This is a genomic window from Streptomyces spiralis, from assembly GCF_014654675.1.
GTDB lineage: Bacteria > Actinomycetota > Actinomycetes > Streptomycetales > Streptomycetaceae > Streptomyces > Streptomyces spiralis.
Window position 1 is genome coordinate 14941 of record NZ_BNBC01000032.1, and the last position, 26166, is coordinate 41106.

Sequence of the window (26166 nt, forward strand, 5' to 3'; positions counted from 1 at the left end):
CACGACCGGTTCTCAGGCCCGCCGGTCACTGCTACGTTCGCCTCAAAACCCGGTGGATGGGCTGAATTGAGACAGGGAGGGGGGCACGTGAGACGCATGACGGCACGACCCGCCAACGCACACCAGGCGCGGCTGCTGAAGCTGTTGCGCGACTCGGGTCCGAACTCCCGTGCACAGCTCGGCGACCTGGTCGACCTGTCCCGGTCGAAACTGGCCGTGGAGGTCGACCGCCTCCTGGAGACCGGACTGGTCGTCGCCGACGGGCTCGCCGCCTCGCGCGGCGGCCGACGCTCCCACAACGTCCGGCTCGCGCCCACCCTGCGCTTCCTGGGCGTCGACATCGGCGCCACCTCCGTCGACGTCGCGGTCACCAACGCCGAACTGGAGGTGCTCGGACACCTCAACCAGCCGATGGACGTGCGCGAGGGCCCCGTCGCGGTCTTCGAGCAGGTCCTCGCCATGGCCGCCAAACTGAAGGCGACCGGAGTCGCGGACGGCTTCGACGGCGCCGGCATCGGCGTCCCCGGGCCCGTCCGCTTCCCCGAGGGCGTCCCGGTGGCGCCCCCGATCATGCCGGGCTGGGACGGCTTCCCGGTGCGGGAGGCGCTGAGCCAGGACCTCGGTTGCCCGGTCATGGTCGACAACGACGTGAACCTCATGGCGTTGGGCGAGCAGCAGGCGGGCGTCGCCCGGTCCGTGGACGACTTCCTCTGCGTCAAGATCGGCACCGGCATCGGCTGCGGCATCGTCGTCGGCGGTGAGGTCCATCGCGGCGCGACGGGCAGCGCCGGCGACATCGGGCACATCCAGGCCGTGCCCGACGGCCGCCCCTGCGCCTGCGGCAACCGGGGCTGTCTGGAGGCCCACTTCAGCGGCGCGGCCCTCGCCCGCGACGCACAGGAAGCGGCCGCCCAAGGACTGTCGGCGGAACTCGCCTCCCGGCTGGAGGCGAACGGCGCCCTCAGCGCCGTGGACGTCGCCGCCGCTGCCGCCGCGGGCGACGCCACCTCGCTCGACCTCATCAGGGAGGGCGGCACCCGCACGGGTCAGGTCATCGCCGGACTCGTCTCCTTCTTCAACCCCGGCCTGGTGGTGATCGGCGGCGGCGTCACCGGCCTCGGACACACCCTGCTCGCCGCGATCCGCACTCAGGTCTACCGCCAGTCGCTGCCGCTGGCGACCGGCAACCTCCCCATCGTCCTCGGCGAACTGGGACCGAGGGCCGGTGTGATCGGCGCGGCCCGGCTCATCAGCGACCACCTGTTCTCACCGGCGTGAGGCTGCCCCGGCCGTGACGGCGGGTGCCCTCCCGCAGCGGCGGGAAGGGCACCCTGGCGCCGTACCGGGCGTGCTCAGCCCGCCGAGGTCCGCGGCCCGGCAGCCGCGGGGACCGGCGCGCCGTCCCGCCCGCCGCGACCCGTCCGCCGCAGCAGCAGCGCGATCGCCGCCGCCCCCATCGACACCCCGCCGGTCGGCGCGCATAGGGCGCCGTTGTAGCCCCGGGCGCCCACCCCCATGGACCCCAGGCCGCCGCCGAACAGGCCGCTGACCGGCTTGCCGCTGTACACCAGCCCGTAGTCGGTGGCGTCGTAGTCCTCGCCGAAGTGGTCCGGGGCCGGCGCGGCAAACATCGGGCGTCGAGGAGGAGGTCTACTCGGGCGGGCGGTGACACAGGGGCCGGCGGGGAGCGGCTGCCTGGGGAACTTCCCGGAGTGCCGGCTGATGCCGTGACACCGTCCATGTGGCGATCGCGTCACGCGTCGTAGCGGCGATGTCGCACGCCACATCCCGGCGTACCGGACGGATACGCAGGTGAAAGCCACTCCGAAACCTTGGTATTGTTGTCCGTGTCGCCGCGGGGATCACCCCGCCGAGCGACAGACACCTGGTCCGGGTGGCGGAATGGCAGACGCGCTAGCTTGAGGTGCTAGTGCCCTTTATCGGGCGTGGGGGTTCAAGTCCCCCCTCGGACACTCCTTATAGCGATACGGAATCGAGGGCCTCGACCTGACGGTCGCGGTCCTCGTTGCGTTGTCGTAGCTGATAGTGATCCCCAGGGCCTCGTAGAGGGGCCTTTTCTTGTCGGCGTCGGCCGCTTGGATGCGCTGTGCGATGTTGCCGAGTCTCTCAGTGATCGCTCGGACCTGGTCGGCGGTGAGGGGCGCTTCCTTCTTTCGGGTGGTGGAGCGCAGAGCGTCGAGCTTCTTCTCTGGGCCGCGTCCTTGTCGCGTTGTGCGTCGTTGATCCACTGGGTGACGACGGCGGGGTCGGCTCCGGCGTCGAGGGCGGCTTGGTAGCGGGCGAGCTTTCGTTCGCTTTCCTTGATCGCCTGGCGGGCCTGGGCCTGTTCGGGTGTGTGGATGGATGCGGTGCTGGCTGCGATGCTCGCGGCGCTGAGTGCGGTGATGGTGGCGGTGAGCCGGTCCGGTTCGAAGGCCCGGGCGATCCATGTATCCAGTTCCCGGCACACGATGTCTTCGCGCAGGTTGACGGTCCGCGGGTGGTCGAGACCGGGGTAGAGGGCGGCTTCCCGTTCCTTGAATTCGCACCGGTAGTAGACGCGGTCGCGGATCGCGGAGGGCTGCATCTTCCCTCCGCACAGACTGCACCGCACTCGCCCCCCGCAGGTAGGCCCGCCGGCTGCTCTGCCGGCCGGGGCGTTCCTGCCGCTGCTGCGCGCGGGCGCGCTGTTTGCGGGTTGCTTGTACGGCTTCGAAGAGTTCCTTGGTGACGAGTGCGTCGTGTGCAGGTTCGAGGGAGTGGATCCATTCCTCGGTGGGGTTGTGCGTCATGTGGGTGCGGTGGCCGAGGGTGACGTCATCGATGTCGATGAGGCGTTCTTCTTTGCGTTGCTTATTCCAGACCTCGTGGCCGGTGTAGCGGGGGTTGAGGAGGATCGCTCTGACGGCGTCGGGTTGCCCTGCCCTCTTGGTGCGCTGTGGGCTACGGGCGGTGTCGTGGGCGGAGGGGCAGGGGATGCACTCGTGGTTGAGCTGGGCGGCGATGGCCCTGTCGCTCATGCCCTCCACATACAGGCGGAAGATCCGCCGCACGATGGGTGCGGTGGCGGGGTCGGGTTGGAGTTGCGTGGAGCGCGTTGCGGGTGTTGGTGCGCCGTTGGGTGCTGGGCGACGCCTCAGGAGCCCCCGGATCGGGGGTGCTTTGCGGTGGTGTGCTTGTGGCCTTGGGGGCCGGTGCACCCGCAAATGCGCTACGTGCAGCGCGCCCTGCGGCTCGGTGTCACTCGCCGACCGGTGAGTTGTCTGGGGCCCGCAGCGCGGGCGACCGAGCTGAGCATCGAGTTCGACGGTGCCTCCGCGGAGCTCCTGCCCAACGACGTCTTCGAAGACGCACTGCACCGCCATGTCCAGCACCTCGGCGGGGTGCCGTTCGACGCGACGGACCAGGAGAGGGCACGGAAGTTCCTGGCCACGTGCACGCCGTCGGAGATCGATCGGACCGGGTGCGCTCCGGTCTTGCCGCCGACGATCCGCGGGTGCTCCACGACAGCGTCAAGCCGCTGGACCGCGCGCTGCCACGGCACCAGGTGACCGGCTCCACCGATGTCGGCGACGTCAGTTGGGTCACCCCCACCGTGCAGTTGATGAGCGCCTGCTTGCCATTCGGAACGCCCGGCCACTCGTGGCAGTTCGTGGCGCAGGGCAAGCTGCCCGCATCTCACAAGGGGATGGTCGACGCTGCGAAGGCGACCGGCGCCGTCGCTGCCGAACTGCTCACCGACGCCGCAGTGTTGGAGCGGGCGCAGGACGAGTTCCGGCGCGTCACCGCGCGGACTCGCTGCCCGATCCCGGACGGCGTGCTGGCCCCACCGCTGCGTGCCGCACAGAGCTGACCGACCAGGAGGACCCGCCTGCAGGAGTGCCCGTGGGAGATCGACCCTCGGGACAGATCGCCCCTGGTCACCGGTGACTCCGGTGGCCATGGGCGGCAGCCGTGCGCAGTTGTGCGTTGACTGGCCGCCGAGGTGGCCGTTACTGATGCGGACGCCTGCCTATGAGAGGCGCTCGCACAGGAGTGGACGGACGGACGGGGCGCGGATGATCGGCCTGGCGCTGGACGTCACCGCCGAGGAGGTGTGGCGCGCCGCGGCCTGCGGTCCGTTGCCGGGATCAGTCCGGAACGAGCACGGCCCGGGCCCGCACTTTGCCGTTCCGTAGGCGACCGAATGCCTCCGGTGCTGCGGAGAGCGGAAAGTGTTCGGTCTCGACCCTGAGAGCCCCTGAGTGTGCCAGCGTGAGGACCTCGGCGAGCTCGGGGCGGGGGCCCCAGAAGGGCAGCGAGAGCCGAAAGCCCGGAGGTAGGAATCCTGGCTTGCGTACGGTGAGCTGGCCGCCGCCGCTACCGACGAGCGCGAGCTCGCCGCCCGGGCGCAGCGTCGAGGTGGCGAGCTCCAGGGTCGCCGTGGTGCCGGCGAAGTCGAGTACTGCGTCCACGCCCACGCCGTCGGCCTGAGCGCGCAGTACCTGTGCCGTGTCCGCGCGCAGCAGGGTGGCGAAGTGCGCGCCGGAGCGGCCCGCGAGGGCCAGGGCCTCCTCGCGGACGTCCACCGCGAGCACGCGGCTCGGGGTCGTCGCGCGCAGGATCTGGACAGCCACATGGCCGAGTCCGCCGACGCCGATGACCGCGACCGTGGTGCCCTGGCCGAGCAGGTGTCGCAGTCCCGCGATGGCGTGGTAGGAGGTCAGGCCGGCATCGGAGAGCGGTGCCGCCTGGTCGGCCGGCAGGTCGCCGATGGGCACCAGGTGCCGGGCCGATGACACCAGCATGTACTCGGCCATTCCGCCGTCCCGGCCGAGGCCGGCTCCGTGCCAGGACAGGGTGCCCCGTCGATCGCAGTAGTTGTCCCGGCCGATGGCGCAGTGTGCGCACGATCCGCAACCCCACGGGCCGTATACCGCGAAGCGATCGCCGATCCGCGGGCTTTCGGGATCGGTGTCCGCATCGGGGCCCAGTGCCGCAACGTGCCCGGCGACCTCGTGTCCGAGGGTGAACGGCGGCTGGTAGGGGAGTGCGCCTGGGGGAGCGTCCACGACGTGCACGTCCGAGTGGCACAGGCCGGCGGCCTCCACTCGAAGCAGCACCTCGCCTGCCCGGGGCATCGGTTGCTCGATCTCGGCCAGCTGGGGATCGCGTTGCCAGGCTGTCAGTCGCACCGCTCTCATGGTCACCGTCCAGGCTCTTGTCAATCCGCTGCCGGTCACGGTAACAGAGACGAAGTCAGTTCAATATCAGGCTGCGTGGAGGGAGATCGGGATGAGTGGCGATGCAGGGCGGCAGGGCCGGTTCGTGGGCAAGGTTGCGATGGTGATCGGGGCCGGCTCGGGCATGGGTGCGGCGGTGGCGCGGCAGTTGGCCGCCGAAGGGGCGAGGGCCGTGGTCCTGGCCGACGTCGAACCCGAGGGTGCCGAAGCCGTCGCCCGGGGGATCGGCGGCGCACGTGCGGTCGCGCTCGACGTGGTGGACGCGGCCGCGGTCGAGGAGGCTGTCGAGGACGTGGTGCGGCGGTACGGGCGGCTCGACGTCCTGGTGCACGCCGCCGGTGTCGACGACCCCAAGGCCAAGCAGCTGATTGCGGATGCGCTGGTGGAGGGTCGTCCGCCCGAGGTCACCGACCGGCTCGAGGACGCGGACTGGCAGCGCGTCATGCGGATCAACCTGGACGGTACGTTCCACGTACTGCGCGCCGCGGTACGGGCGATGCGCCCGGTGGGATCCGGTGCCATCGTGGTCATCGGCTCCTCGTCCGTCTTCGACACCCCCGTCGGCTATCCGCACTATGCCGCGTCCAAGGCGGGGGTGCATGCGCTGAGTCAGGCTGTCGCCAAGGAGGTCATCGCTTCGGGGATCCGGGTGAATGTCGTGGCGCCCGGCCCGACCGACACCGGCATGGCGGCGCGTACTCCTGCGGTGCTGCGCAGCGGATTCGCCGATCCACGGGTGCGTCCGTATGCCACGGCCGAGGAGATCGCGGACATCGTGCTGTTCCTGGCGAGTGACGCCGCGGTGAACCTGGTCGGCGCGGTGCTGCTGGCCAACGGAGGCAGGTTCACCGCCTGACCGAAGGACGGGTGCGGGGCGCGCCCTGCGCGGCCCTCGGGGCTTCGACGAACTCGTGCACGGGTCTTGCTCGCCCGGCCCGCCGATGTCTACCGTGCATGAATTGAGTTCAGTTTGCAGGGTGCTCGGGCGCCCGGTGCGAGGAGACGGTCGACGTGGATCAGTTGCTGCTCGTCCTGGTGAGTGGTCTCGCCAGCGGCGCGGTGTACGGCCTGATGGGGTTGGGGCTCGTGATCATTTATCGGGCGACGGATGTGGTCAACTTCGCCCTCGCAAGCCTGGCCACCATCGGCCTCTACGCCGCCTTGGCCCTGTACGACAGCGGCCTGCCGCTGCTGCTCGCCGCAGTGGCCGCGATCGTGGTGACCACGGCGGTCGGCCTGGCCGCCCGGGAAACGGTGATCAGGCCCCTGGCCCAGGGGGAGTTGCTCTCGGCGCTCGTCATGACGATGGGCCTCTCGCTCATCGCGGAGAGCGTCATCAGCACCATCTGGGACGACCGGCCGCGGCTCTTCCCGAGCCTGGTGGAAGGCTCCGTCGCCATCGGCAGCTCGGCGATCCCCGCCCAGAGCCTGCTCACCCTCGCCGTGGCCGCGGTCGCGATGGCGCTGGTGGCGTACCTCTTCGGACGTACCACGATCGGTTCCGCGATGCGCGCCGTCGCCGAGTCCGCCGAGACCGCGCGGATCCTCGGCCTCGGCTCGCAGCGCATCGCGCGCATCGCCTGGGCACTCGGACTCGGACTGGCCGTCCTCGCCGCCGTCCTGTACGCGCCCCGGGCCGGACTGGTCCCCACCGTGCTCAGCGCACCGCTGTTCCGGGCCTTCGCAGGCATCTTCCTGGGCGGCCTGACCAGCATGTACGGAGCCGTCATCGGCGGCCTCACGGTGGGCGTCCTGGACAACCTGGCCGCGAGTTACGTCTCAGCCGGCTACCGGGACACCTTCGTGTTCTCGTTCACCATCCTCGTGCTGCTGATCCGCCCCCAGGGGTTGTTCGGTGTGCGCACGTTCCAGCGGGTCTGAGGGAGCGCTCCATGTCCGTCATCAGTCGTTCCACCCTCGCCAGAGCGGCGCTCGGCCCGCTTGCCGCGGCCGCGCTCATCGCCGTACTGAACTCCGGGGCCATCCCGCCCTACCAGGCCTACTCCGTGGGGCTCGCCGCCGTCTACACCGTCCTCGTCCTCTCGGTCGGGCTGCTCGCGGGATGGGCCGGCATCTGGTCGATCGCCCATCCCGCGTTCTTCGCCCTGGGCGCCTACTTCGCCGCCTACGGCAGTGGACACGGCTGGTCGGTGGAGGCCGTGGTGCTCGGTGCGGTCGGGTGCAGCGCCGCCCTCGGGGCGTTCCTCGGGAGCGCCGGCGCCCGGTTCTCCATGCTGTACGTGGCCCTGCTCACCCTCGCGTTCACCATGGTGTCGCTGGAGGTGATGGGTCAGTGGACCAGCGTGACCGGCGGCGACCAGGGCATCCCGCTGACGAAGCTGCACAGCGCCCTCGGCCTTGGCACGCTGGCCAGCGCGGGCACTGAGGCGCAGTACATCGCCGTGGGCGTGGCGGGGATCGCGCTCGCGGTGGCCGCGCTGGCCCGGCCCGGCGCCCTGCGGATGCGACTCGTCGCCGCCAAGTCCCACCCGATGGCGGCGCGTTCGATCGGCATCGCGCCGGAGGCCCAGTCCGCTCTGGCCTTCGCGGTCAGCGCCGTGTTCGCCGCCCTGGCGGGCGTCCTGCTGGCCCTGGTCGTCGGGTTCGTCAGCCCCGAGCCGTTCTCTCTGACGCTGGCGATCTCGCTGATCGCCGCGTGCGTTCTCGGCGGCGCCGGCACGCTGCTGGGCGCGGTCGTCGGTGGCGCGTATCTGACCTGGGTGCCCACGGCCGCCGAGAGCGCTGGTCTACCGCAGCCGATCCTGCAGGGCGTCGTGCTCATCGCGGCGCTGCTGTTCCTGCCGGGCGGCGTGGTGCCCACCGCGGGACGCCTTGCACGCCGACTGCGACGTCGGCCCACCCGGCCGACACCGACCGCGGTGGAGCTGACCGCAGATGCTGTCGAGCCCGTACCCGCACCCGCGGCAACCGCCCCCGAACTCCTGCGTCTCGACGACGTGGCCGTCACCTTCGGTGGGCTCAAGGCGCTCGAAGGCGCGTCCATGTCCGTACGGACCGGCGAGACCGTCGCGATCATCGGCCCCAACGGGGCAGGCAAGACGACGCTGTTGAACGCCCTGTCGGGGCTCGTCGCTGAAGGGCGGGTGGCCGGCGGCGCCGACTATCACGGCAAGCCCCTGCTGAAGACACGCGCCACCGCCCGACGGCGGCTCGGCATCGGCCGCACCTTCCAGCACGCCGAGACCTTCCCCGAACTGACGGTCCTGGAGAACGTACTCTGTACCCGGCGACGTATCACCGCCGAGCACCGGGCGGCGGCCACCGAACTCCTCGAGGGCGTCGGCCTCGCGCACGTCGCCGACCGCTATCCGGCCGAGCTGCCGTTCGGCCTTCACAAACGCCTCGACCTGGCCCGGGCACTTGCCGAGGAGCCCGAACTGCTCATCCTGGACGAGCCGTTCGGCGGCCTCGATGCCACCGAACGCACCCTGCTCGCACGGCAGATCGTGCGCCAGCAGGAACGCGGCACCGCAGTCGTGATCATCGACCATGTCCTCGACGACCTGTTCGCCGTCGCCCACCGGGTGGTCGCTTTCGACTTCGGGCGGCCGATCGGCGAGGGCGAGCCCGGCAAGATCCTGGACGATCCCAGGGTGCGCTCCTCGTACCTGGGCGAGGGCAGCACCCGAGACGACCTCCCGCCCCGCGACGGCACCGAACGCGCCACGGTACGACTCGACGGCGTGGGCCACAGCTACAGCGGGGTCACCGCGCTGCACGACGTCGACCTCACCGTCCCCCAGGGCAGCGTGATCGGCGTCGTCGGCGCCAACGGCGCAGGCAAGAGCACCCTGGGCCGGATCCTGCACGGCACGCTCCCACCCACGCTCGGCCGGCGCACGGCCGCCGACGGTCTGCGATCCGCGCTGGTGCCCGAGGGCCGCGCCCTGTTCAAGACGCTCTCGCTGCGGGAGAACCTGGAGGTCGCCGCGTACGCCGCCGACATCAAGGGAGCGGAACTGCGGGCGCGGCTCGCCCAGACCGTCGAGTGGCTGCCGCCGCGGCTGCGCGAGCGGATGGGCGTACCTGCCGCCGGGCTCTCCGGTGGTGAGCAGCAGATCCTGGCGATCGCCCGCGCCCTGATGGCCCGTCCTGACCTGATCATCGTCGACGAACCGGCGCTCGGCCTGTCCCCGGCGATGGTCGACGAGGTGTACGCGCGCCTGGGCCGGCTCGCCCACGAGGGCCTCACCGTCGTCCTTCTCGAACAGTCGCTGGGCCGCGCCGCGGCTGCCTGCCACGAGGTGGTCGTCCTGCACGAGGGCGGCATCGCCGTCCGGGGCGAGCCCGCCGACCCGGTGTTCCTCGACCGCGCCGAACAGGCCTACTTCGACGGGCAGGACGATGCCTCCGCCCCCGTCGCGCAGGCCTGATACACCCTGCCGGACGTACACCCCCTTTCATTTCAGGAGAGCCGTATGACCACCGAAGCCGTCGACCTGCTGATCATCGGCGCGGGCATGGCGGGACTGACCGCAGGCGCCCGCGCCGTCCGCCACGGTCTGTCCGTCACGATCACCGAGACGGGCACCGACGTCGGCGGCTCGGCACGCTTCGCCGGCTACGCGTGGACGGCCCCGGACCACGACGTCATGGACGAGCACAACCCACGCGGAGACATCGCACTCAAGCGCGCGCTGGTGGACCGGTTCGCCGACGGCATCTCCTGGATCCGCTCCATCGGCGTGGAGACCAAGGACGCCCAACGCATCCTCAGCTTCGGCCGTGGCCACCAGTTCGACACCAACCACTACATCGACACCTGCCGACGTCTCGTCCTCGACGCCGGGGGCGAGGTGCTGCTGGAGACCGACACCGAACGCCTCGTGATCGAGCACGGCGTCGTGGTCGGAGCGGACGTGCGGGCGGCCGACGGCACACACAGGCGGATACGGGCCCGCAGCACGCTCGTCGCGACCGGCGGATTCCAGGGCGATCTCGCCCTGCGCACCGCGCACGTGCACCCCCGGGCCGACCGTATGCAACTGCGTTCCAACCCCCACAGCACTGGCGGCGGTTACCGGCTGGCCACCCGGGCGGGCGCGGCCACCGGCGCCGACGACGCCGGTTTCTACGGACACCTCATCCCCAGCGGCATCCCGTTCGCCGACGGGGCGGACTTCGTCGACATGTCGCTGTACTACAGCGAGCACGCCCTGCTGATGAACCTGCGCGGCGAGCGGTTCGTCGACGAGACGCAGGGCGACCATCTCACCGCCATGGCACTGCTTGAACAGCCGGAGGGCCGTGGGCTCCTGATCGCCGACGCCCGGGTGTTCCGCGACTGGATCGTCGGCTCCTACGTCGAAGGAGCCGTCGCCGTCGACAAGTTCGCCCTGGCGAGCAAGCGGGGCGGCCGCGTCGGACTCGCCGAGGACCTCGACGAACTGGCCTGCCTGCCCGAGGAGTGGGGCTACGACGCCGCAGCCGTCCGCGACGCCGTCGCCCACTTCAACGAACAGACCGGGCACGGGCGGGAACCGGTGCCCGGCCGGGAGCTGGACCGCCTGCCGCTCGACGAACCGCCGTACTACGTCATCGAGACGGTCCCGGCCATCACCTTCCCCTTCCACGGCGTACGCATAGACGACCGGGCCCGTGTCCTGGGCGAGGACGGCCGGCCTCTTCCAGGACTCCTCGCCGCCGGGTCGGACACCGGCGGCCTGTGGCACCGCGCCTACGCGGGCGGCATCGCCTCGGCCCTCGTCTTCGGACTGACCGCGGCCCAGACCGCGGCCGAGAGGGCACACCGCTCGTGACACCAATCTCGGCCACGCGCACACCCGAGCACGTTGGAGACCTCATGCACCGCCCTCACCCCGAGATCGACCCCCAGCTGCTGTCCGAGACCGAGGAACAGCGAGAACTCCGCACCGTCCTCAGGGACTTCTTCGCCGAAGTGAGCGGCCCGGAAGACGTCCGCAAGCAAGCGGCCACCCCGCGTGGTTACGACGAGACCGTCTGGGCGCGGCTTGCGGGCGAGATCGGTGTGCACGCTCTCGCCGTTCCCGAGGAGTACGGCGGATCGGGCTTCACCTTCGCGGAACTCGCCGTGGCCCTGGAGGAGGCAGGGCGCGCTCTCTACTGCGGGCCGCTGCTGCCGACGGTGGTCCTCACCCCGCACGCCCTGCTCACCTCCGGGGACCGGCAGGCATGCGAGCGCTATCTGCCGCGGATCGCGGACGGCACGCTCACCGCAACCGTCGCCGGCTTCCTCGACGACGTGCTCGGTATCGGCGCCGAGCCCACCGGCGCGGGCCCGGTGCTGCGCGGCGCGGCGGACTTCGTGCTCGACGGCGCCGGCGCGGACCTGATCCTCGTACGGGCCCAAACTCCTGACGGGCCCCGACTGTTCACCTGTGAACCGGCGCCGGACACCTGCGTGCGCACCCCGCACCGCGTCCTGGACGAGACGCGCCGGCAGGCACGGGTGGAGTTCCACGGCGCACCCGCCACGCCCGTGGGCGAGTCCGGCGAAGTGGCGGCGGCGCTCGACGCGGGACTGGCCGCGCTCGCCGCCGAGCAGGTCGGCGGCAGCGGCCACGCACTGGACGCGACGGTCGGATTCGCCGCGCAGCGGCACCAGTTCGGGCGCCCCATCGGCTCGTTCCAGGCGGTCAAGCACCGGCTGGCCGATGTGCTGGTCGCGCTGGAGGCAGCCCGCTCGGCAGCCACGTACGCGACCGCCTGCGTGGCCCTCGGCTCGCCCCAGCTGCCCGTCGCCGCGAGTGCCGCCGCCGCGGTCTGCTCCGAGACCTTCCGCCTGGCCACGGCCGAGTACGTCCAGCTGCACGGCGGAATCGGCTTCACCTGGGAACACCCCGCGCATTTGTACGTACGCCGCGCGCGCAGCAGCGAGGTGCTGTTCGGCACGGCACAGCAGCACCGTGTCCGGCTCGCCGAACTCGTCGGTCTCGCCACGCGATCCGCCGCCTGAGCCGACAGGGAGAGTCAGATGACCGGACACGACGCACGCGCCCTCGCCACCCCGTTCACGCTCGGCGGGCACACCCTGCGTAACCGCCTCGTCGCCACCGCGCACGCCACCGCAGCCGTCGCCGAAGGCGCCCCCACCCACGCCGACACGGCCTACTGGCGGCGCCTCGCGCAGGGCGGCGCAGGAATGGTGATCACCGGCGGAACTGCCGTGGCCGCGGAATCGACGCTGCCACAGCGGTACTTGACCGAAGCATGGCGCCCCGAGATCAAGGACGCGGTGCGCCGCCGGGCCGAGGCCATCACCGACGGCGGAGCCGTGGCCATCGCCCAGCTCGTCCACCTCGGCCGCGAGACCCTGGGCGCGGGCACGTACTACGCGCCGGTCTCCGCGGCCGCCGTCCGCTCGCCCCGCGAGGCGAGCGCACCACACCCGCTGAGCACCGAAGAAGTACGCCATGTGGTTGACGCGTTCCGCATCTCGGCGGCCAACAGCGTGCAGGCCGGCTTCCACGGCGTCGAACTGCACGCAGGTCACGGCTATCTGCTCGCCCAGTTCCTCTCCCGCATCAACAACACCCGCACCGACGAGTACGGCGACCGGATCGCCCTGCTCGCCCAGGTGATCACTGCGATCCGCAGCGAGATCGGCGAACTCCCCATCGGCGTAAGGGTATCGGTGGAGCCGGGCGAGGACTCCGGGCTCGGCCTGGACGACCTGACCGAACTGCTGCCGCGCCTGGCCGCCGCCTCGCCCTTCACCTACGCCAACGTCACCACCGGCGTCCGCAACACCTACGTCCCCGGCATGGCCACCACCGGCCCGCCGCTCCTCGAATCCGTGGCCCGGCTGCGCGCCGCCCTCGCACTGCCGCTCCTCGTCAGCCAGGGCTTCCGGTCGGTGACCGACATCGAAGGGGCGCTGAGCTCGGGAGCCGACCTGGTCGGTATGGCGCGGCCGTTCATCGCCGACCCCGACTTCGCCCGCAAAGTGGTCGCGGGCGACGAGCGTTCCGTACGCCCCTGCACGGGCTGCAACGAGGGCTGCCGGACCTTCGAGCCCACCGGATCCTGCTCGGTGAACCCTGAACTCGGGCCGCCGGGCGCTGAGTTCCGGCCGGCCGTGCCCCTGCGACTCACCCCCGTGCGGCTCGACCGGCCCGGCTCCGTAGCCGTCCTCGGTGCCGGCCCCGCGGGCATGGAGTGCGCGCTGACGCTCGCCCGCACCGGCGCCGAGGTCGTCGTCTTCGACACCGCCCGGGACGTCGGCGGGCAGGCACGCCTCGCCGCCCGCGCCGCACACCGCTCCGGCTGGCAGAAGATTGTCGACCATCAACGCGACCAGCTCGCCGACCTCGGCGTCCGCGTCCTGCTGGGGACGGCTCCGACCCCCGCCGAACTGGCGAGGTTCTCCCGGATCGTGCTCGCCACCGGCGCCAGGGAGGTAGCCGTACCCGTGCCCGGGGACCTACGGACCCTCACCAGCACGGACTTCCTCCACCAGTACGCCGACGTAGTACCGGACGCCCCGAGGATCGCTGTCCTGGACGACGGCTTCGGCTGGTGGCAGGGCGTCAGCGCCGTGGAGAGCGCGCTGGCGGCCGGGGCCCGCGAGGTCACCGTCATCACGCCCGGCCACGGCTTCGCGACCGGCCTGTCCCCGGAGAACCGCACCCAGTTGATGAACCGGCTCGCCGGAGCGCCGCTGCGTGTTGTCGTGATGAACACCGTCACGGCCACGACCGCCGATGGTCTGCGGCTGCGCCACGTGCTGGACGGCCATGAGTCGACCGTGGCCGCGGACCTCTTGGTGACCGTCGGTGAACGGCTCCCGTACCGCCCTGACATCATGCCGGCCGACGGCCAGAGTGTCCTCGCTGTCGGCGACTGCGTCGTTCCGCGTCGCATCGCCCACGCCATCGCGGAGGGTCGGGCGGGAGCGGAGGCGGTGGGCGCCGAACCTCTGTAGAACAATGGCAGCAGCGGCACGTCGCACAGTGGTGTGGTGGCACGGGCACCTCCGCCGTGGTCGTCGACCAGATGGGCGAAGTGGCGTGGCGTCGACGGGCTGTACGTCGTCGTCGCCACGCCACGCCATGCGATGCCATGCCCGTCACAGCCGGCCGCCGGACCTCGCGGCTGGCTGTGGCGTACATGATCAGCTGTCGTACGGGTAGAACCCGCGCCCGCTCTTACGCCCCAGATGCCCGGCCGCCACCATGCGCTGGAGCAGCGGGGGAGCGGCGTAGAGGGGCTCCTTGAACTCCTCGTACATCGACTCGGCCACCGCCTGCGCCGTGTCCAGGCCGATCAGGTCGAGCAGCCGCAGCGGGCCCATCGGGTGCGCGCAGCCCAGTTCCATGCCGCGGTCGATGTCCTCGGGGCGGGCCGCGCCGGATTCCACCATGCGGATCGCGGCGAGCAGATACGGCACCAGCAGCGCGTTGACCACGAACCCCGAACGGTCGGGCGCCTGGACGACCTCCTTGCCGAGCAGCTCGGTGGCGACGGCGCGGGCGCGGGTCACCGTGTCCGCGCTGGTGGTCAGAGCGGGGATCACCTCGACGAGCTTCTGGACCGGTACGGGGTTGAAGAAGTGCAGGCCGACGACGTGGGAGGAGCGGCCGGTGGCGACGGCGAGGTCGACGACGGGGATCGAGGAGGTGTTGGTGGCGAGGACGGCCTCGGGGTCGACGATCACCTTGTCCAGTTGCCGGAAGAGGTCGAGCTTGACATCCCGGTTCTCGGCAACGGCCTCGATGACGAACTGCCGGTCGGCGAGCTCGCCGAGATCATGGGTGAAGGTCAGCCGGGCCAGGGCCTGGTCGCGCTCGGTCTCGGTGAGCTTGCCGCGTCGCACCCCGCGCTCCAGGGACGCGATGACGCGGTCGCGGCCCGCGGCGGCGAGCTCGGCGCTCGATTCGGTGACGGTGACGTCGAGGCCGCGCAGTGCTGCGACTTCGGCTATGCCGGAGCCCATGAGGCCGCAGCCGACGACGCCCAGGCGGGAGATGTCAGACATGGAGTTCCTTTCCAAAGGTGTGAAATGCCTGTCTGAGGAGGTGGGTTCAGCGTTCATGGACGGCGAGGACGGTCATGCCCGCAGCGGTCTGCGCGTTCCCCTCGCGGTCCCGCAGCCACTCCCGCAGCGCAAACTTCTTGATCTTGCCGCTGACCGTGTACGGCAGGGTGTCGACGACGAAGAGGCTCTCCGGGATCTTCTGCGTGGCCACTTCACGGGCGGTCAGGTGGGCGCCGATGTCCTCAAGGGTGAGTTCTTCCGTCCCGCTGGTCACGACGAACGCGCAGGCCCGCTCGCCCGTACGGTCGTCGGGTCCGGCGACGACGGCGACCTCGGCGACAGCGGGATGCTCGCCGAGGAGGTTCTCCACGTCGTGGACACTGATCTTCTCGCCCGAACGGTTGACGATGTCCTTGATGCGGCCCTCGATGTGGAGGGCGCCGTGCTCGTCGAACCGGGCCAGGTCGCCGCTGCGGAACCAGCCGTCCGGGGTGAACGCGGCGTCGTTCAGCCGTTCGTCGAGATAGCCGAGGCAGGTGTCGGGGCCGCGCCAGAGCACCTCGCCGAGGACGCCCGGAGGGGCCGCCCCGCCCGAGCCGTCCGAGACCACGACCTCGGTCGGGGCGAGCGGGGTGCCGTCGCTGCGGGTGCGGATCCCGGCCGGGGCCCACCGGTCGGCCGCGGTCACCGAGGGGCCCTCGGTCGCCCCGTACATACGGGTCACCACACCGAGGCGGCCGGCGGCCCGGCGCGTGAGGTCGTCCGGGATCTCCGCGCCGCCGCAGACGAGGTACCGCAGTGACGGCGCCGTCGCGTCCGCGGCCTCGACAGCGGCGAGCAGGCCCGTCAGGAAGGGTGTCGAGAAGATCGCGAAACTCGCCCCGTTCCCGTTGATCCGGCGCAGCGCGAGCGCCGGATCCCACAGGTCCTGCAGGACCACGGGGGCACCGAGCAGGAAGGGCAGTACGAGGGCGCAGTTCACCCCGGTGATGTGCGTGACCGGGGAGGGGTTGAAGATCACGTCCCGCTCGTTGAGAGCGAACCGGTCGATCATCGAGAAGTTCTCGAAGACCAGGGTGTTGTGGCTGTGCAGCACACCTTTGGGGTCCGCGGTCGTGCCGGAGGTGTAGAGCAGCAGGCAGACCTGGTCGGGATCAGGGTCGGGCAGCGCGCGCACCGTCGTCTCGGGATCGGGCCCCGCCGTGCTGAGGAACGTCTCCCAGGCAATGGTGAGGGCCGGCGGCGCACTCTCGTCCGCACCGTCGCCGACGATCACCACCTCCCGCAGCTCGGGGAGGTCGTCGCGCAGGTGCCGGTAGAGGTCCGGGTAGTCGAAGCCCCGGTAACGGCCCGGCACGAACACGATCTTCGTCCGTGCCTGGCGCAGGATGAATCGGAGTTCGTGCCCTCGGTAGATCGGCACAATCGGATGAGCGACGGCACCCACCTTCATGATCGCCTGGAAGAGCACCACGGCCTCGGCCCGGTTGGGCAGTTGGAACGACACGACGTCGTCCTGGCCGATCCCGTGGGTGTGCAGGGCAGCGGCCAGCGCCGTCGCCTGCCGGTCGACTTCGGCGAAGGTCATGCGACGCTCACCGTCGACTACGGCGAGCGCGTCCGGCCACGTCGCGGCCGCTCGGCGCAGATACCCGGCGACCGGGCGGTCCCGCCAGGCTCCACGGGTGCGGTATCGGTCGGCGAGTTCGGCCGTGGGCGGACGTGTCGGCCGCATCGGTGCCTCCTGGGTCGGTTGTCTCGGGTCGGTCGGCCGCGGACGATCCGCCGGCCGGCTTGCGCACGGGGGTGTCAGACGTTGCGCCGGTAGGCGCCGCCCACCTCGAAGAACGCCTCGGTGATCTGCTGCAGCGAGCAGACGCGTGCGGCCTCCATCAGCACGGCGAACACGTTCTTGCCGCTGGTTGCGGCGCGCCGGAGATCGGCCAAGGCGGCGTGGGCGGCGTCCTTGTGGCGCGCCTGGAAGTCCTGGACGCGGGCGAGCTGGGACTCCTTCTCCCGCTCGGTGGCGCGGGCCAGTTCTAGGGCGGCCGGGGCCGTGTCCTCGGCGTGCGGCGTGCGGAAGGTGTTGACGCCGATGATCGGCAGCGTTCCGTCGTGCTTGCGCTCCTCGTAGAGCATCGATTCGTCCTGGATACGGCCCCGTTGGTAGCCGGTCTCCATGGCGCCGAGCACGCCGCCGCGCTCGCTGATCCGCTCGAATTCGGTGAGGACCGCCTCCTCCAGAAGGTCGGTGAGCTCGTCGATGACGTACGCGCCCTGCAGCGGGTTCTCGTTCATCGCGAGGCCCCACTCGCGGTTGATGATCAGCTGGATGGCGAGCGCCCGGCGCACGGAGTCCTCGGTGGGGGTGGTCACCGCCTCGTCGTAGGCGTTGGTGTGCAGGCTGTTGCAGTTGTCGTAGAGCGCGATCAGCGCCTGCAGGGTGGTGCGGATGTCGTTGAAGTCCATCTCCTGGGCGTGCAGGGAGCGGCCCGATGTCTGCACGTGGTACTTGAGCTTCTGGCTGCGCTCGTTCGCCCCGTAGCGGTCGCGCATCGCGACCGCCCAGATGCGGCGGGCCACCCGGCCGAGCACCGAGTACTCCGGGTCCATGCCGTTGGAGAAGAAGAACGACAGGTTCGGCGCGAAGTCGTCGATGTGCATGCCGCGCGCCAGATACGACTCGACGTAGGTGAATCCGTTGGCGAGGGTGAACGCGAGCTGGCTGATGGGATTCGCCCCGGCCTCGGCGATGTGGTAGCCGGAGATGGAGACCGAGTAGAAGTTGCGTACGTCCTGCTCGATGAACCACTCCTGGATGTCGCCCATCATGCGCAGGCTGAACTCCGTGGAGAACAGGCACGTGTTCTGCCCCTGGTCCTCCTTGAGGATGTCGGCCTGCACGGTGCCGCGCACGCGCTTGAGCACCTGGGCCCGGATCTCCCGCGCCTGTTCGGCGTCGGGTGCGTGGCCGTGCTCGGCAGCGTACGCGTCGAGCCGCTGGTCGATGGCCGTGTTGAGGAAGAAGGCGAGGATCGTCGGTGCGGGGCCGTTGATCGTCATGGAGACGGAAGTGGTCGGCGCGACCAGGTCGAACCCGTCGTACAGCGCCTTCATGTCCTCCAGCGTCGCCACCGAGACACCGGAGGTGCCGACCTTGCCGTAGATGTCGGGGCGCCGGTCGGGATCGCGTCCGTAGAGGGTGACGGAGTCGAAGGCGGTGGACAGGCGGGTCGCCTCGGAGCCCTGGGACAGCAGCTTGAACCGGCGGTTGGTCCGGAAGGGATCGCCTTCCCCGGCGAACATCCGCGCCGGATCCTCGCCCTCGCGCTTGAAGGGGAACACCCCGGCCGTGAACGGGAACGCACCCGGCAGGTTCTCCGCCCGCAGAAAGCGCAGCAGCTCCCCGTGATCGGTGAATCGCGGCAGCGCGACGCGAGGGATCCGGCTGCCCGACAGCGACTCGCGTACCAGAGCGGTACGCAGCTCTCGCCCGCCCACGGTGACCACCAACTCATCGCCCGCGTAGGCCTGTACGGTGTCGGGCCACTGCTCCAACGCGCGGCGGGCGTCCTCGTCGAGCTGCTCCCGCGCCTCGGTGAGCAGCCGGTCGACATCACCCGTCGGCGCCTGCCGTGCCGCCAACTCCCCACGGACCGCCGTCAGTTGTTGCACTCGGCGGGCCGCGGCAGCCTGGTCGCGGGTGAGCGCATGATACGTCCGCACCGTCTCGGCAATGTCGGCCAGATAGCGCGCCCGCTGCGTCGGTACGATCTGCGCCGCGCCGCTGGAGTGGCGTACGGACACCGCGGGCAGGGCTCCGGCGGCGACCGGCAGGCCGCGCTCTGCGAGCAGCGTGCGCAGATGCTGGTAGAGCGCGGTCACCCCGTCGTCGTTGAAGGTGGCGGCGCTGGTGCCGAACACCGGCATGTCGTCCGCACGGGAGCCGAACGCCTCACGGTTGCGTACGAGTTGGCGCCCGACGTCGCGCAGGGCGTCCGCCGCACCGCGCCGTTCGAACTTGTTGATGGCGACGACGTCCGCGAAGTCCAGCATGTCGATCTTCTCGAGCTGAGAGGCGGCACCGAACTCGGGCGTCATCACGTACAGCGACACATCCGCGTACGGCACGATCGCCGCGTCGCCCTGGCCGATGCCGGGTGTCTCGACGACGACCAGGTCGTAGCCGGCCGCCTTGCATGCGACGATCGAATCGGCGAGTCCGTCGGGGAGTTCACCCCTGCCGCGGGTCGCAAGGGAGCGGAAGAAGACGCGGTCGCCGTCGAGGGAGTTCATCCGGATGCGGTCGCCGAGCAGCGCGCCTCCGCCGCGACGCCGCGTCGGATCCACCGCGAGCACGGCCACTCGCAGCGCGTCGCCCTGGTCGGTGCGGAGCCTGCGCACGAGCTCGTCGGTGAGTGAGGACTTGCCCGATCCGCCCGTGCCCGTGATGCCCAGCACCGGTACCTGGCGTGCCGCGGCCGCCTTCTCCAGCGCCCGTAGGTCCGCGGCCGGCACGGTCTGGGCGGCGGCCCCGGACAACAGCCGGGCCAGGGCCGGGCGTTCACCGGCGAGCACCCGGCCGACCTCGGCCGGCGAGTCCTGCCAGGGTGCGGTGTCGCACGCCTCGATCATCGACCGGATCATCCCCACCAGGCCGAGCCGCTGTCCGTCCTCCGGCGAGAAGATGCGCACCCCGGCGCGCGCGAGCCGCTCGACCTCCTGCGGCACGATGACGCCCCCGCCGCCGCCGAACACCTTCACATGCCCGGCGCCGCGCTCCTTCTGCAGCTCCATCAGGTACTCGAAGTACTCGATGTGGCCGCCCTGGTAGGAGCTGACGGCGACGCCCTGGACGTCCTCCTCCAAGGCGGCGTCCACCACCTCGCCGACGGAGCGGTTGTGTCCGAGGTGGATCACTTCCGCGCCCTGGGCCTGCAGGATGCGCCGCATGATGTTGATCGACGCGTCATGGCCGTCGAAGAGGCTCGAAGCGGTCACGAAGCGGACGGGATGCTGGGCGCGGTACGGCCGCGCTGCCGCGTCGCCTGCGGACATGGGCACTCCAGACTGCCCCTCCCGCGTCGGCAGGGGCGGATACGGGTGGGCGGACGCCCTCCATATTGAACCGAAGTAGGTGCAAGTCTCAAGGAAAAGATTGAAGTCAGTTCAGTTCGGTGTCAGTCTCGGGGTGTCATGAGGGAGCGATTCCTAGGAGGAGCGATGCTCGCCGCCAGGCTGTACGGAACGAAGGATCTACGGATCGAGGAGATGCCCGAACCCGAGCCGGGCCCCGGCGAGGTGAAGATCCGCGTGGCGTACGCGGGGATCTGCGGGACCGATGTGCACGAGTACTTCGAGACGCCTCGTGCCACGCACGAGCCCAACCCGCTGACCGGAGCCACCCTGCCGCAGACCCTGGGGCACGAGTTCGCCGGGACCGTGGTCGCCTGCGGGGAAGGTGTCGAGCGGGCCGCGCCCGGCGACCGGGTCTGCGTCCGGCCGATCCGCAGTTGTGGGAAGTGCCCGCGCTGTACGGCCAGCCTTGATCACCTGTGCGCGTACCTCGCCGCGATCGGCGTGACCTCGCCCGGCGGTGGGCTTGCCGAGTACGTGGTCGTGCCGGCGGGGTCCGTGCACCGGTTGCCCGACGGGCTGCCGTTGGAGCAGGGGGCGTTGGTCGAGCCCATGGCGACGGCCCTCAACGCCGTGGAGCGCGCCGGTGTGCACGGCGGCAGCGCGCTGGTGACGGGCGCGGGTGCGGTCGGCATGGGGGCCCTGTTCGCGCTGAAGGCGAACGGGGTCGACGACGTGTTCGTGGTGGAACCCTCGCCGTCCCGCCGGGCCGCGGCCGAGCGGCACGGCGCCCGCGTGCTCGACCCGGGCGAGGTCGACGTGGTCGAGGTGGTCATGCGGCACACCCGCGGGCGCGGTGTTGACGCCGCCATCGAGTGCGCGGGCCGGGTGGACGCGCTGAACGCCGCCATCCGCTCGCTCGCCGCCAGGGCGCCGGTCGTGATGGTCGCCCTGTACTCGGAGCCGGTCGCGATCGACGCCTCCGTCCTGCGCCTGGCCGAACTCGCGCTGCTCGGCTCCGAGGCGTACCCCGACGGCGTCTTCGAGCGCGTCCTCGCGCACATGGCCGCCGGCCGCTTCCCGACGGAAGGCTGGATCGAGCACATTCCGCTCGCGGACGCCGTGGCGGGACTGCATGACGTGCGCGACGCGCGGCGGGTCAAGGTGCTTGTCGACATCCCCGGCTGCCCGACGTAGCTCGTGCCTCCGGCATCCCCCATGTGCCCGGCATCTCCAGCATGCCCACGGGTGGTGGGGGTTGACTCCGCGCGTACCCTGCGTGATTCCACTGAACCGATTTCGAATCTGGCCTTGACAGTGGATCACCAGCTCCGCAGACTCGTAATGAATTCAGTTCAGTTTGAACCGGAGGGATCAGAGATGGCAGTGGAAGACGAGATCCAGTTCGAGCGTGACGGCCATGTCGCCCGCGTCTGGCTCAACCGCCCCTGGAAGAAGAACTGCGTCACGGTGCCGATCCTGGACCGCCTCGACGAGATCATCACCGAGGTCGACGCAGACCCTGAGCTGCGCGTCCTGGTGTTCCGCGGCCGCGGCAACACCTTCTGCTCGGGCTTCGACCTCGACAGCCTCAAGGCGGACTTCGTCGGCAAGTCGAACGCCATCGACGTCGCGGTCAAGTCCGCCAAGGTGTGCGACCGCCTGTACTCGATGAAGACCCCCTCGGTCGCGGTCCTGGAGGGCCATGTCACCGCCGGCGGCTTCGAGATCATGATCTCCTGCGACTTCGCGATCGCCGCGGACGACGCCCAGATCGGCGACTTCCACATCCGCCGTGCGCTGTTCGGCGGAGCCGGGCCGATCTACCGGGTGCCGCGCATGATCGGCATCCGCAAGACCAAGGAGCTCATGCTCACCGGCAAGCTGCTGTCCGGTATCGAGGCCACCGAGTTCGGCCTGATCAACGACCACGCCCCGGCCGAGAAGCTGGACGAGAAGGTCGAGGAGTTCATCTCCCACCTCACCGACAAGAGCCCGTTCACGATGTGGCTCACCAAGATGACGATCGACCGCAGCCTCGACGCCGACACCCAGTCTCTGATGGTGATGGAGCACCTGGCGGTGGGCGTGGCGCTCAACTCCGAGGACGCCAACGAAGGAGTCTCGGCGTTCCTGGAGAAGCGCGAACCCAAGTGGGCGGGGCGCTGATCCGGATGACCACGCTTCCGCGCAGGCCGGCCGCCGGACTCCAGGGCTCGCACTGCTCCGGCTGCTCGGTGACCGTGTACCCCGCGGACGAGTCGTGCCCGCGCTGCGGAGGGCCGGCCACCCCGGCGGCCCTGTCCGGGGCGGGCACGCTGTGGACCTGGACGGTGCAGCGGTACGCGCCCAAGTCACCGCCGTACAAGGAACCGCCCGGCGGCTTCACACCGTTCGCCCTCGGCTACGTAGAGCTGAAGGAGGGCGTGCGGGTGGCCGCGGTGCTCGACGTCGACGGCCTCGACGAGATCCGGATCGGTATGCCCCTCACCGTGACCGCCGGCGACGGCGTGCCACGGGCCCGGCCCACGCACACCCGCGAGGAGGACTCATGAGCGGCGACGTCCTGATCTGCGGCGCCGGACGCACCCCGTTCGGCCGGTCGGAGGCAAGCGGCCGACAGTTGGCCGTCAGCGCGGTGGGCGCCGCGCTCGCGGACGCCGGAATCGAGTGGTCCCGGGTCGGGGCCGCGTTCGGAGGCAGCGACAGCGCCGGGCTCGCCGACACACTGGTGACCCAACTCGGCCTGACCGGACTGCCGTTCGTGAACGTCAAGAACGGCTGCGCGACCGGAGGCAGCGCGCTGATCTCCGCCGTGAACGCCATCCGCTCCGGCATGGCCGACGTCGTCCTCGCCGTCGGCTTCGACAAGCACCCGCGCGGCGCCTTCGACCCCAGGCCCGAGGACTGGGGCCTGGGCAAGGAGTACGGCAGCGACGGGCTGATGGTGACCACGCAGTTCTTCGGCATGAAGATCCAGCGCTATATGTACGACCACGGGATCACGCCACACACCCTCGCACTGATCGCCGAGAAGGCCTATCGCAACGGCGCCCGCACCCCCGAGGCCTGGCGCCGCAAGCCGGTCTCCGCCGCGGAGATCCTCGACTCCGGCATGGTCAGCGACCCGCTGACGCGTTACATGTTCTGCTCCCCGGGCGCCGGCGCCGCGGCCCTCGTGCTCTGTTCCCCCGAGGTCGCCCGGACCCTGGACACCCCCGCGGTGACGCTGCGCTCCGCGGCCGTACGCACCCGACGGTTCGGCTCATTCGAGGTGTTCAGCCCCTGGATCCCCGGGGGCGAGCTGACCAGCGTCAGCCGAGACGCCTCCGCCGCCGCCTTCGAGGAGGCGGGGATCGGCCCCGGCGACGTCGACGTCTGCCAGCTCCAGGACACCGAGAGCGGCGCCGAGGTCATGCATCTGGCCGAGTGCGGCTTCTGCGAGGACGGCGAACAGGAGCGGCTCATCGCCGCCGGCGCCACGGAGATCGGCGGACAGCTGCCGGTCAACACCGACGGCGGCTGCATCGCCAACGGCGAACCCATCGGCGCCTCCGGCCTGCGCCAGGTCTACGAAATCGTCCAGCAGTTGCGAGGAGCCGCCGGCGAACGCCAGGTGCCCGGTGCGCCCAGGGTCGGCTTCACCCACGTGTACGGCGCCCCGGGCGTGAGCGCCTGCACCGTGCTGTCCCGCTGAACGGAGGTGTGCAAGACATGAGGGGAATCCCCGAACCCGAGGAGTTCCGCGCCCAGGCCCGGCAGTGGCTCGCCACGGTCGCCCGGCCGCGTGCCGCCGACGGCGCCTGGGGCAGCGGCTCCGACTCGGTCGCCGTGTTCGAGAACTGGACCGATGAGCAGGAGCGCGAGCACACCGCCCGCACCCAGGAATGGGAACGCACCCGCTACGACCAGGGATGGGGGGCGCTCAACTGGCAGGCCGCCTACGGGGGACGCGACCTGCCCGCCTACTACGAGCAGCTCTACCGCTCCGAGGAAGCAGCCTTCGACGTCCCGCACCGCACCGAGATCTTCCCCGTGACCCAGCAACTCGTCGCCCCCGCGATCGGCATCTGGGGAACCGACGAACAGAAACAACGCTGGCTGCGCCCGATGCTGCGCACCGACGAACTGGCCTGCCAGCTCTTTTCGGAGACCGAGGCGGGCTCCGACCTCGCCGCGGTACGCACCAAGGCGGTGCGCGACGGCGACACCTGGGTCCTCGACGGACACAAGGTATGGACCTCCGGAGCGACCGTCGCGACTTGGGGCGTGGCGGTGTGCCGCACCGACCCCGACGTACGCAAGCACGCGGGCATCACCGTCTTCCTCGTCCGCATGGACGCGCCGGGCGTGACCGTGCGCCCCATCCGGCAGATGACCGGCGGCGCCAGCTTCAACGAGGTCTACCTCGACGGTGTCGTCGTCCCCGACACCGACCGGCTCGGCCCGGTGGGCGAGGGCTGGCGAGTCACGCTCAGCGTCCTCGCCGCCGAACGCCTGGACTCCGGCAACCTCGGCCTGGACAACGCGGACCGGGCTCTGGACCTGGCGCGGAACCTGCCCCGCCCCCTCACCGGCGGCGAACAGCAGCAAGCAGCCGACCTCTACGTACGCGCCCTCGTGCAGAGGTTGATCGGGCTTCGGGTGACCGGCGCGCTCGTCGCCGGACGGGAACCCGGCGCGGAGGCCTCGGTCGGCAAGCTGTACGCCACCGAGACGATGCGGCGCACCAGTGACCTGGTGTCCGACCTGCTCGGCCCGTCCCTCGTCGCCGACACGGGGGAGTGGGGGACGTACGCCTGGACGGAGCACCTGCTCGGCGCGCCCGGCTACAGCATCGCGGGCGGCACCGATGAGATCCAGCACAACATCCTCGCCGAGCGCGTGCTCGGCCTGCCCAAGGAGCCTGTCCGATGAGCACGGCCACCCCCGTTGCCGCACTCGCCCAGCGCGTACGAGACCGGCTCGCAGCGCTCCACCCGGGCGTGTCCATGGAGGAGTTGGAGACGCTGCCGGGCGGACACTCCGGACTGACGTACTCGGTCACGGCAGGGGAAGCGAAGTACGTCGTCAAGGCGGTGCCCCCGGGGCAGCGGCCTGTCGGGCGCAACGACGTGCTGCGCCAGGCGCGGGTCCTGCGCGCGCTTGCCGGCTCGGCGGTGCCCGTGCCGGGGGTCGCCGCCGTCGACGATAGCCAACCCGCCTGGTTCGCCATGGAGTTCGCCGTCGGGCAGGCCGTCGAGCCCGTCCTCGACGAGCCCGAGGTGCCCGCCGCGACGGCGCGGGCGCGGATGCTGGACAGCGCCCGCGTCCTGCGCAGCCTGCACGTCGCCGACGTAAGGGGAGCCGCTCTCAATTCACCCGAACCCTCGGATCCGACATGTGAGTTGGAGCGGTGGAGCCGCACCATGCACGCCGTTCCCGTCGAACTGCGGCCAGGTGGCGAGGAGTTGCTCGCTCGTCTCGCCGAGGACGTGCCCGACGGACTCCCGCCCGTGTTGCTGCACGGCGACTTCCGGCTGGGCAACGTGCTGTACGTCGGCGAGCGTGCCACCGCCGTCGTCGACTGGGAGATCTGGAGCGTCGGCGACCCGCGGATCGACCTCGGCTGGTTCCTGCTCTTCGCCGACCACCACAACTTCCCGCAGCTGGGACGGGCGGTGCCCGGCCTGCCCACTGAGGCCGAACTCCTCGACGCCTACCGGGACGGCGGGCCCGAGCTGCCCGCGATGGACTGGTTCCGGGCGCTCGGCCGCATGAAGATGGCCGCGATCATGGGCCACAACCTGCGCCGGCACCGCGAGGGCAAGCACCACGACCCGGACCAGGAGCGACTGCCGCCGACCATCGCCGCGATGATCCGTACGGCGCGCGACATCCTCGGCTGAC

Annotated in this window: 19 protein-coding genes, 1 tRNA gene and 1 pseudogene; 15 read left to right on the top strand and 6 right to left on the bottom strand. The window is 70.9% G+C overall.

Going from position 1 to position 26166, the window contains the following annotated elements; all coding sequences use genetic code 11:
• Positions 1 to 96: 96 nt before the first annotated feature.
• Positions 97 to 1278, top strand: coding sequence for an ROK family transcriptional regulator (locus IE318_RS28405; protein WP_189904880.1), 1182 nt, complete (start codon positions 97 to 99; stop codon positions 1276 to 1278).
• A gap of 74 nt (positions 1279 to 1352) precedes the next feature.
• Here the strand turns inward: IE318_RS28405 and IE318_RS28410 are convergent.
• Positions 1353 to 1634, bottom strand: a pseudogene (locus tag IE318_RS28410) (MFS transporter); the annotation flags it as partial.
• Between the two features lie 254 nt (positions 1635 to 1888).
• On the opposite strand from IE318_RS28410, the gene IE318_RS28415 reads away from it, so the two are divergent.
• Positions 1889 to 1973 (top strand) — tRNA-Leu (locus IE318_RS28415).
• Here IE318_RS28415 and IE318_RS46590 read toward each other — a convergent pair.
• On the bottom strand, positions 1938 to 3365 hold the full coding sequence (locus tag IE318_RS46590; protein WP_373311297.1) for a recombinase family protein: 1428 nt from the start codon (positions 3363 to 3365) through the stop codon (positions 1938 to 1940). The two genes, IE318_RS28415 and IE318_RS46590, sit on opposite strands and share 36 nt — an antisense overlap.
• A 131-nt stretch (positions 3366 to 3496) precedes the next feature.
• On the opposite strand from IE318_RS46590, the gene IE318_RS28425 reads away from it, so the two are divergent.
• Positions 3497 to 3853, top strand: coding sequence for a zinc-binding metallopeptidase family protein (locus IE318_RS28425; RefSeq protein ID WP_189904883.1), 357 nt, complete (start codon positions 3497 to 3499; stop codon positions 3851 to 3853).
• Between the two features lie 277 nt (positions 3854 to 4130).
• On the opposite strand, the gene IE318_RS28430 is transcribed toward IE318_RS28425, so the two are convergent.
• Complete coding sequence (locus IE318_RS28430) at positions 4131 to 5183, bottom strand: NAD(P)-dependent alcohol dehydrogenase (protein WP_030175239.1); 1053 nt, start codon at positions 5181 to 5183, stop codon at positions 4131 to 4133.
• On the opposite strand from IE318_RS28430, the gene IE318_RS28435 reads away from it, so the two are divergent.
• The 6 genes from IE318_RS28435 (at position 5182) to IE318_RS28460 (ending at position 14148) form a co-directional block, all read left to right on the top strand.
• Complete coding sequence (locus tag IE318_RS28435; protein WP_229903794.1) at positions 5182 to 6078, top strand: SDR family NAD(P)-dependent oxidoreductase; 897 nt, start codon at positions 5182 to 5184, stop codon at positions 6076 to 6078. The two genes, IE318_RS28430 and IE318_RS28435, sit on opposite strands and share 2 nt — an antisense overlap.
• Positions 6079 to 6233: 155 nt before the next feature.
• Positions 6234 to 7103 (top strand): branched-chain amino acid ABC transporter permease, encoded by an 870-nt coding sequence (locus tag IE318_RS28440; RefSeq protein ID WP_030175234.1) that lies wholly within the window; start codon positions 6234 to 6236, stop codon positions 7101 to 7103.
• 11 nt (positions 7104 to 7114) lie between these two features.
• Entirely contained in the window at positions 7115 to 9616 is a 2502-nt protein-coding gene (locus tag IE318_RS28445) for an ATP-binding cassette domain-containing protein (RefSeq protein WP_189904885.1), read from the top strand.
• 45 nt (positions 9617 to 9661) lie between these two features.
• The gene (locus IE318_RS28450) at positions 9662 to 11002 is read left to right on the top strand and encodes an FAD-dependent oxidoreductase (protein WP_189904887.1); all 1341 of its coding nucleotides are present in this window, start codon (positions 9662 to 9664) and stop codon (positions 11000 to 11002) included.
• Between the two features lie 44 nt (positions 11003 to 11046).
• Positions 11047 to 12180, top strand: a complete 1134-nt coding sequence (locus IE318_RS28455; RefSeq protein ID WP_189904889.1) for an acyl-CoA dehydrogenase family protein — start codon at positions 11047 to 11049, stop codon at positions 12178 to 12180.
• A gap of 18 nt (positions 12181 to 12198) precedes the next feature.
• Complete coding sequence (locus tag IE318_RS28460; RefSeq protein ID WP_189904891.1) at positions 12199 to 14148, top strand: oxidoreductase; 1950 nt, start codon at positions 12199 to 12201, stop codon at positions 14146 to 14148.
• A 189-nt stretch (positions 14149 to 14337) separates the two neighbouring features.
• On the opposite strand, the gene IE318_RS28465 is transcribed toward IE318_RS28460, so the two are convergent.
• From IE318_RS28465 to icmF, 3 genes are all read right to left on the bottom strand, one after another.
• Positions 14338 to 15201, bottom strand: coding sequence for a 3-hydroxybutyryl-CoA dehydrogenase (locus IE318_RS28465; protein ID WP_189904893.1), 864 nt, complete (start codon positions 15199 to 15201; stop codon positions 14338 to 14340).
• 46 nt (positions 15202 to 15247) lie between these two features.
• A complete protein-coding gene (locus IE318_RS28470; protein ID WP_189904894.1) occupies positions 15248 to 16936 on the bottom strand; it encodes an AMP-binding protein in 1689 nt (562 codons plus the stop codon).
• A gap of 74 nt (positions 16937 to 17010) precedes the next feature.
• Positions 17011 to 20259 (bottom strand): fused isobutyryl-CoA mutase/GTPase IcmF, encoded by a 3249-nt coding sequence (gene icmF / locus IE318_RS28475; protein WP_189904897.1) that lies wholly within the window; start codon positions 20257 to 20259, stop codon positions 17011 to 17013.
• A 165-nt stretch (positions 20260 to 20424) separates the two neighbouring features.
• Between icmF and IE318_RS28480 the strand changes: the two genes are divergently transcribed.
• The 6 genes from IE318_RS28480 to IE318_RS28505 all read left to right on the top strand — a co-directional run bounded on the left by IE318_RS28480 (position 20425) and on the right by IE318_RS28505 (position 26165).
• The gene (locus IE318_RS28480; RefSeq protein ID WP_189904899.1) at positions 20425 to 21474 is read left to right on the top strand and encodes an alcohol dehydrogenase catalytic domain-containing protein; all 1050 of its coding nucleotides are present in this window, start codon (positions 20425 to 20427) and stop codon (positions 21472 to 21474) included.
• 183 nt (positions 21475 to 21657) lie between these two features.
• Positions 21658 to 22446, top strand: coding sequence for an enoyl-CoA hydratase/isomerase family protein (locus IE318_RS28485; protein ID WP_189904901.1), 789 nt, complete (start codon positions 21658 to 21660; stop codon positions 22444 to 22446).
• 5 nt (positions 22447 to 22451) lie between these two features.
• Positions 22452 to 22832: a Zn-ribbon domain-containing OB-fold protein gene (locus IE318_RS28490; RefSeq protein WP_189904903.1), complete on the top strand. Its 381-nt coding sequence runs from the start codon at positions 22452 to 22454 to the stop codon at positions 22830 to 22832.
• Positions 22829 to 23974 (top strand): thiolase family protein, encoded by a 1146-nt coding sequence (locus IE318_RS28495; protein ID WP_189904905.1) that lies wholly within the window; start codon positions 22829 to 22831, stop codon positions 23972 to 23974. The genes IE318_RS28490 and IE318_RS28495 overlap by 4 nt, the downstream gene beginning before the upstream one ends.
• Positions 23975 to 23991: 17 nt before the next feature.
• On the top strand, positions 23992 to 25194 hold the full coding sequence (locus tag IE318_RS28500; protein ID WP_189904907.1) for an acyl-CoA dehydrogenase family protein: 1203 nt from the start codon (positions 23992 to 23994) through the stop codon (positions 25192 to 25194).
• Positions 25191 to 26165, top strand: a complete 975-nt coding sequence (locus IE318_RS28505) for a phosphotransferase family protein (RefSeq protein ID WP_189904909.1) — start codon at positions 25191 to 25193, stop codon at positions 26163 to 26165. Before IE318_RS28500 ends, IE318_RS28505 begins: the two co-directional genes overlap by 4 nt.
• Position 26166 lies beyond the last annotated feature (1 nt).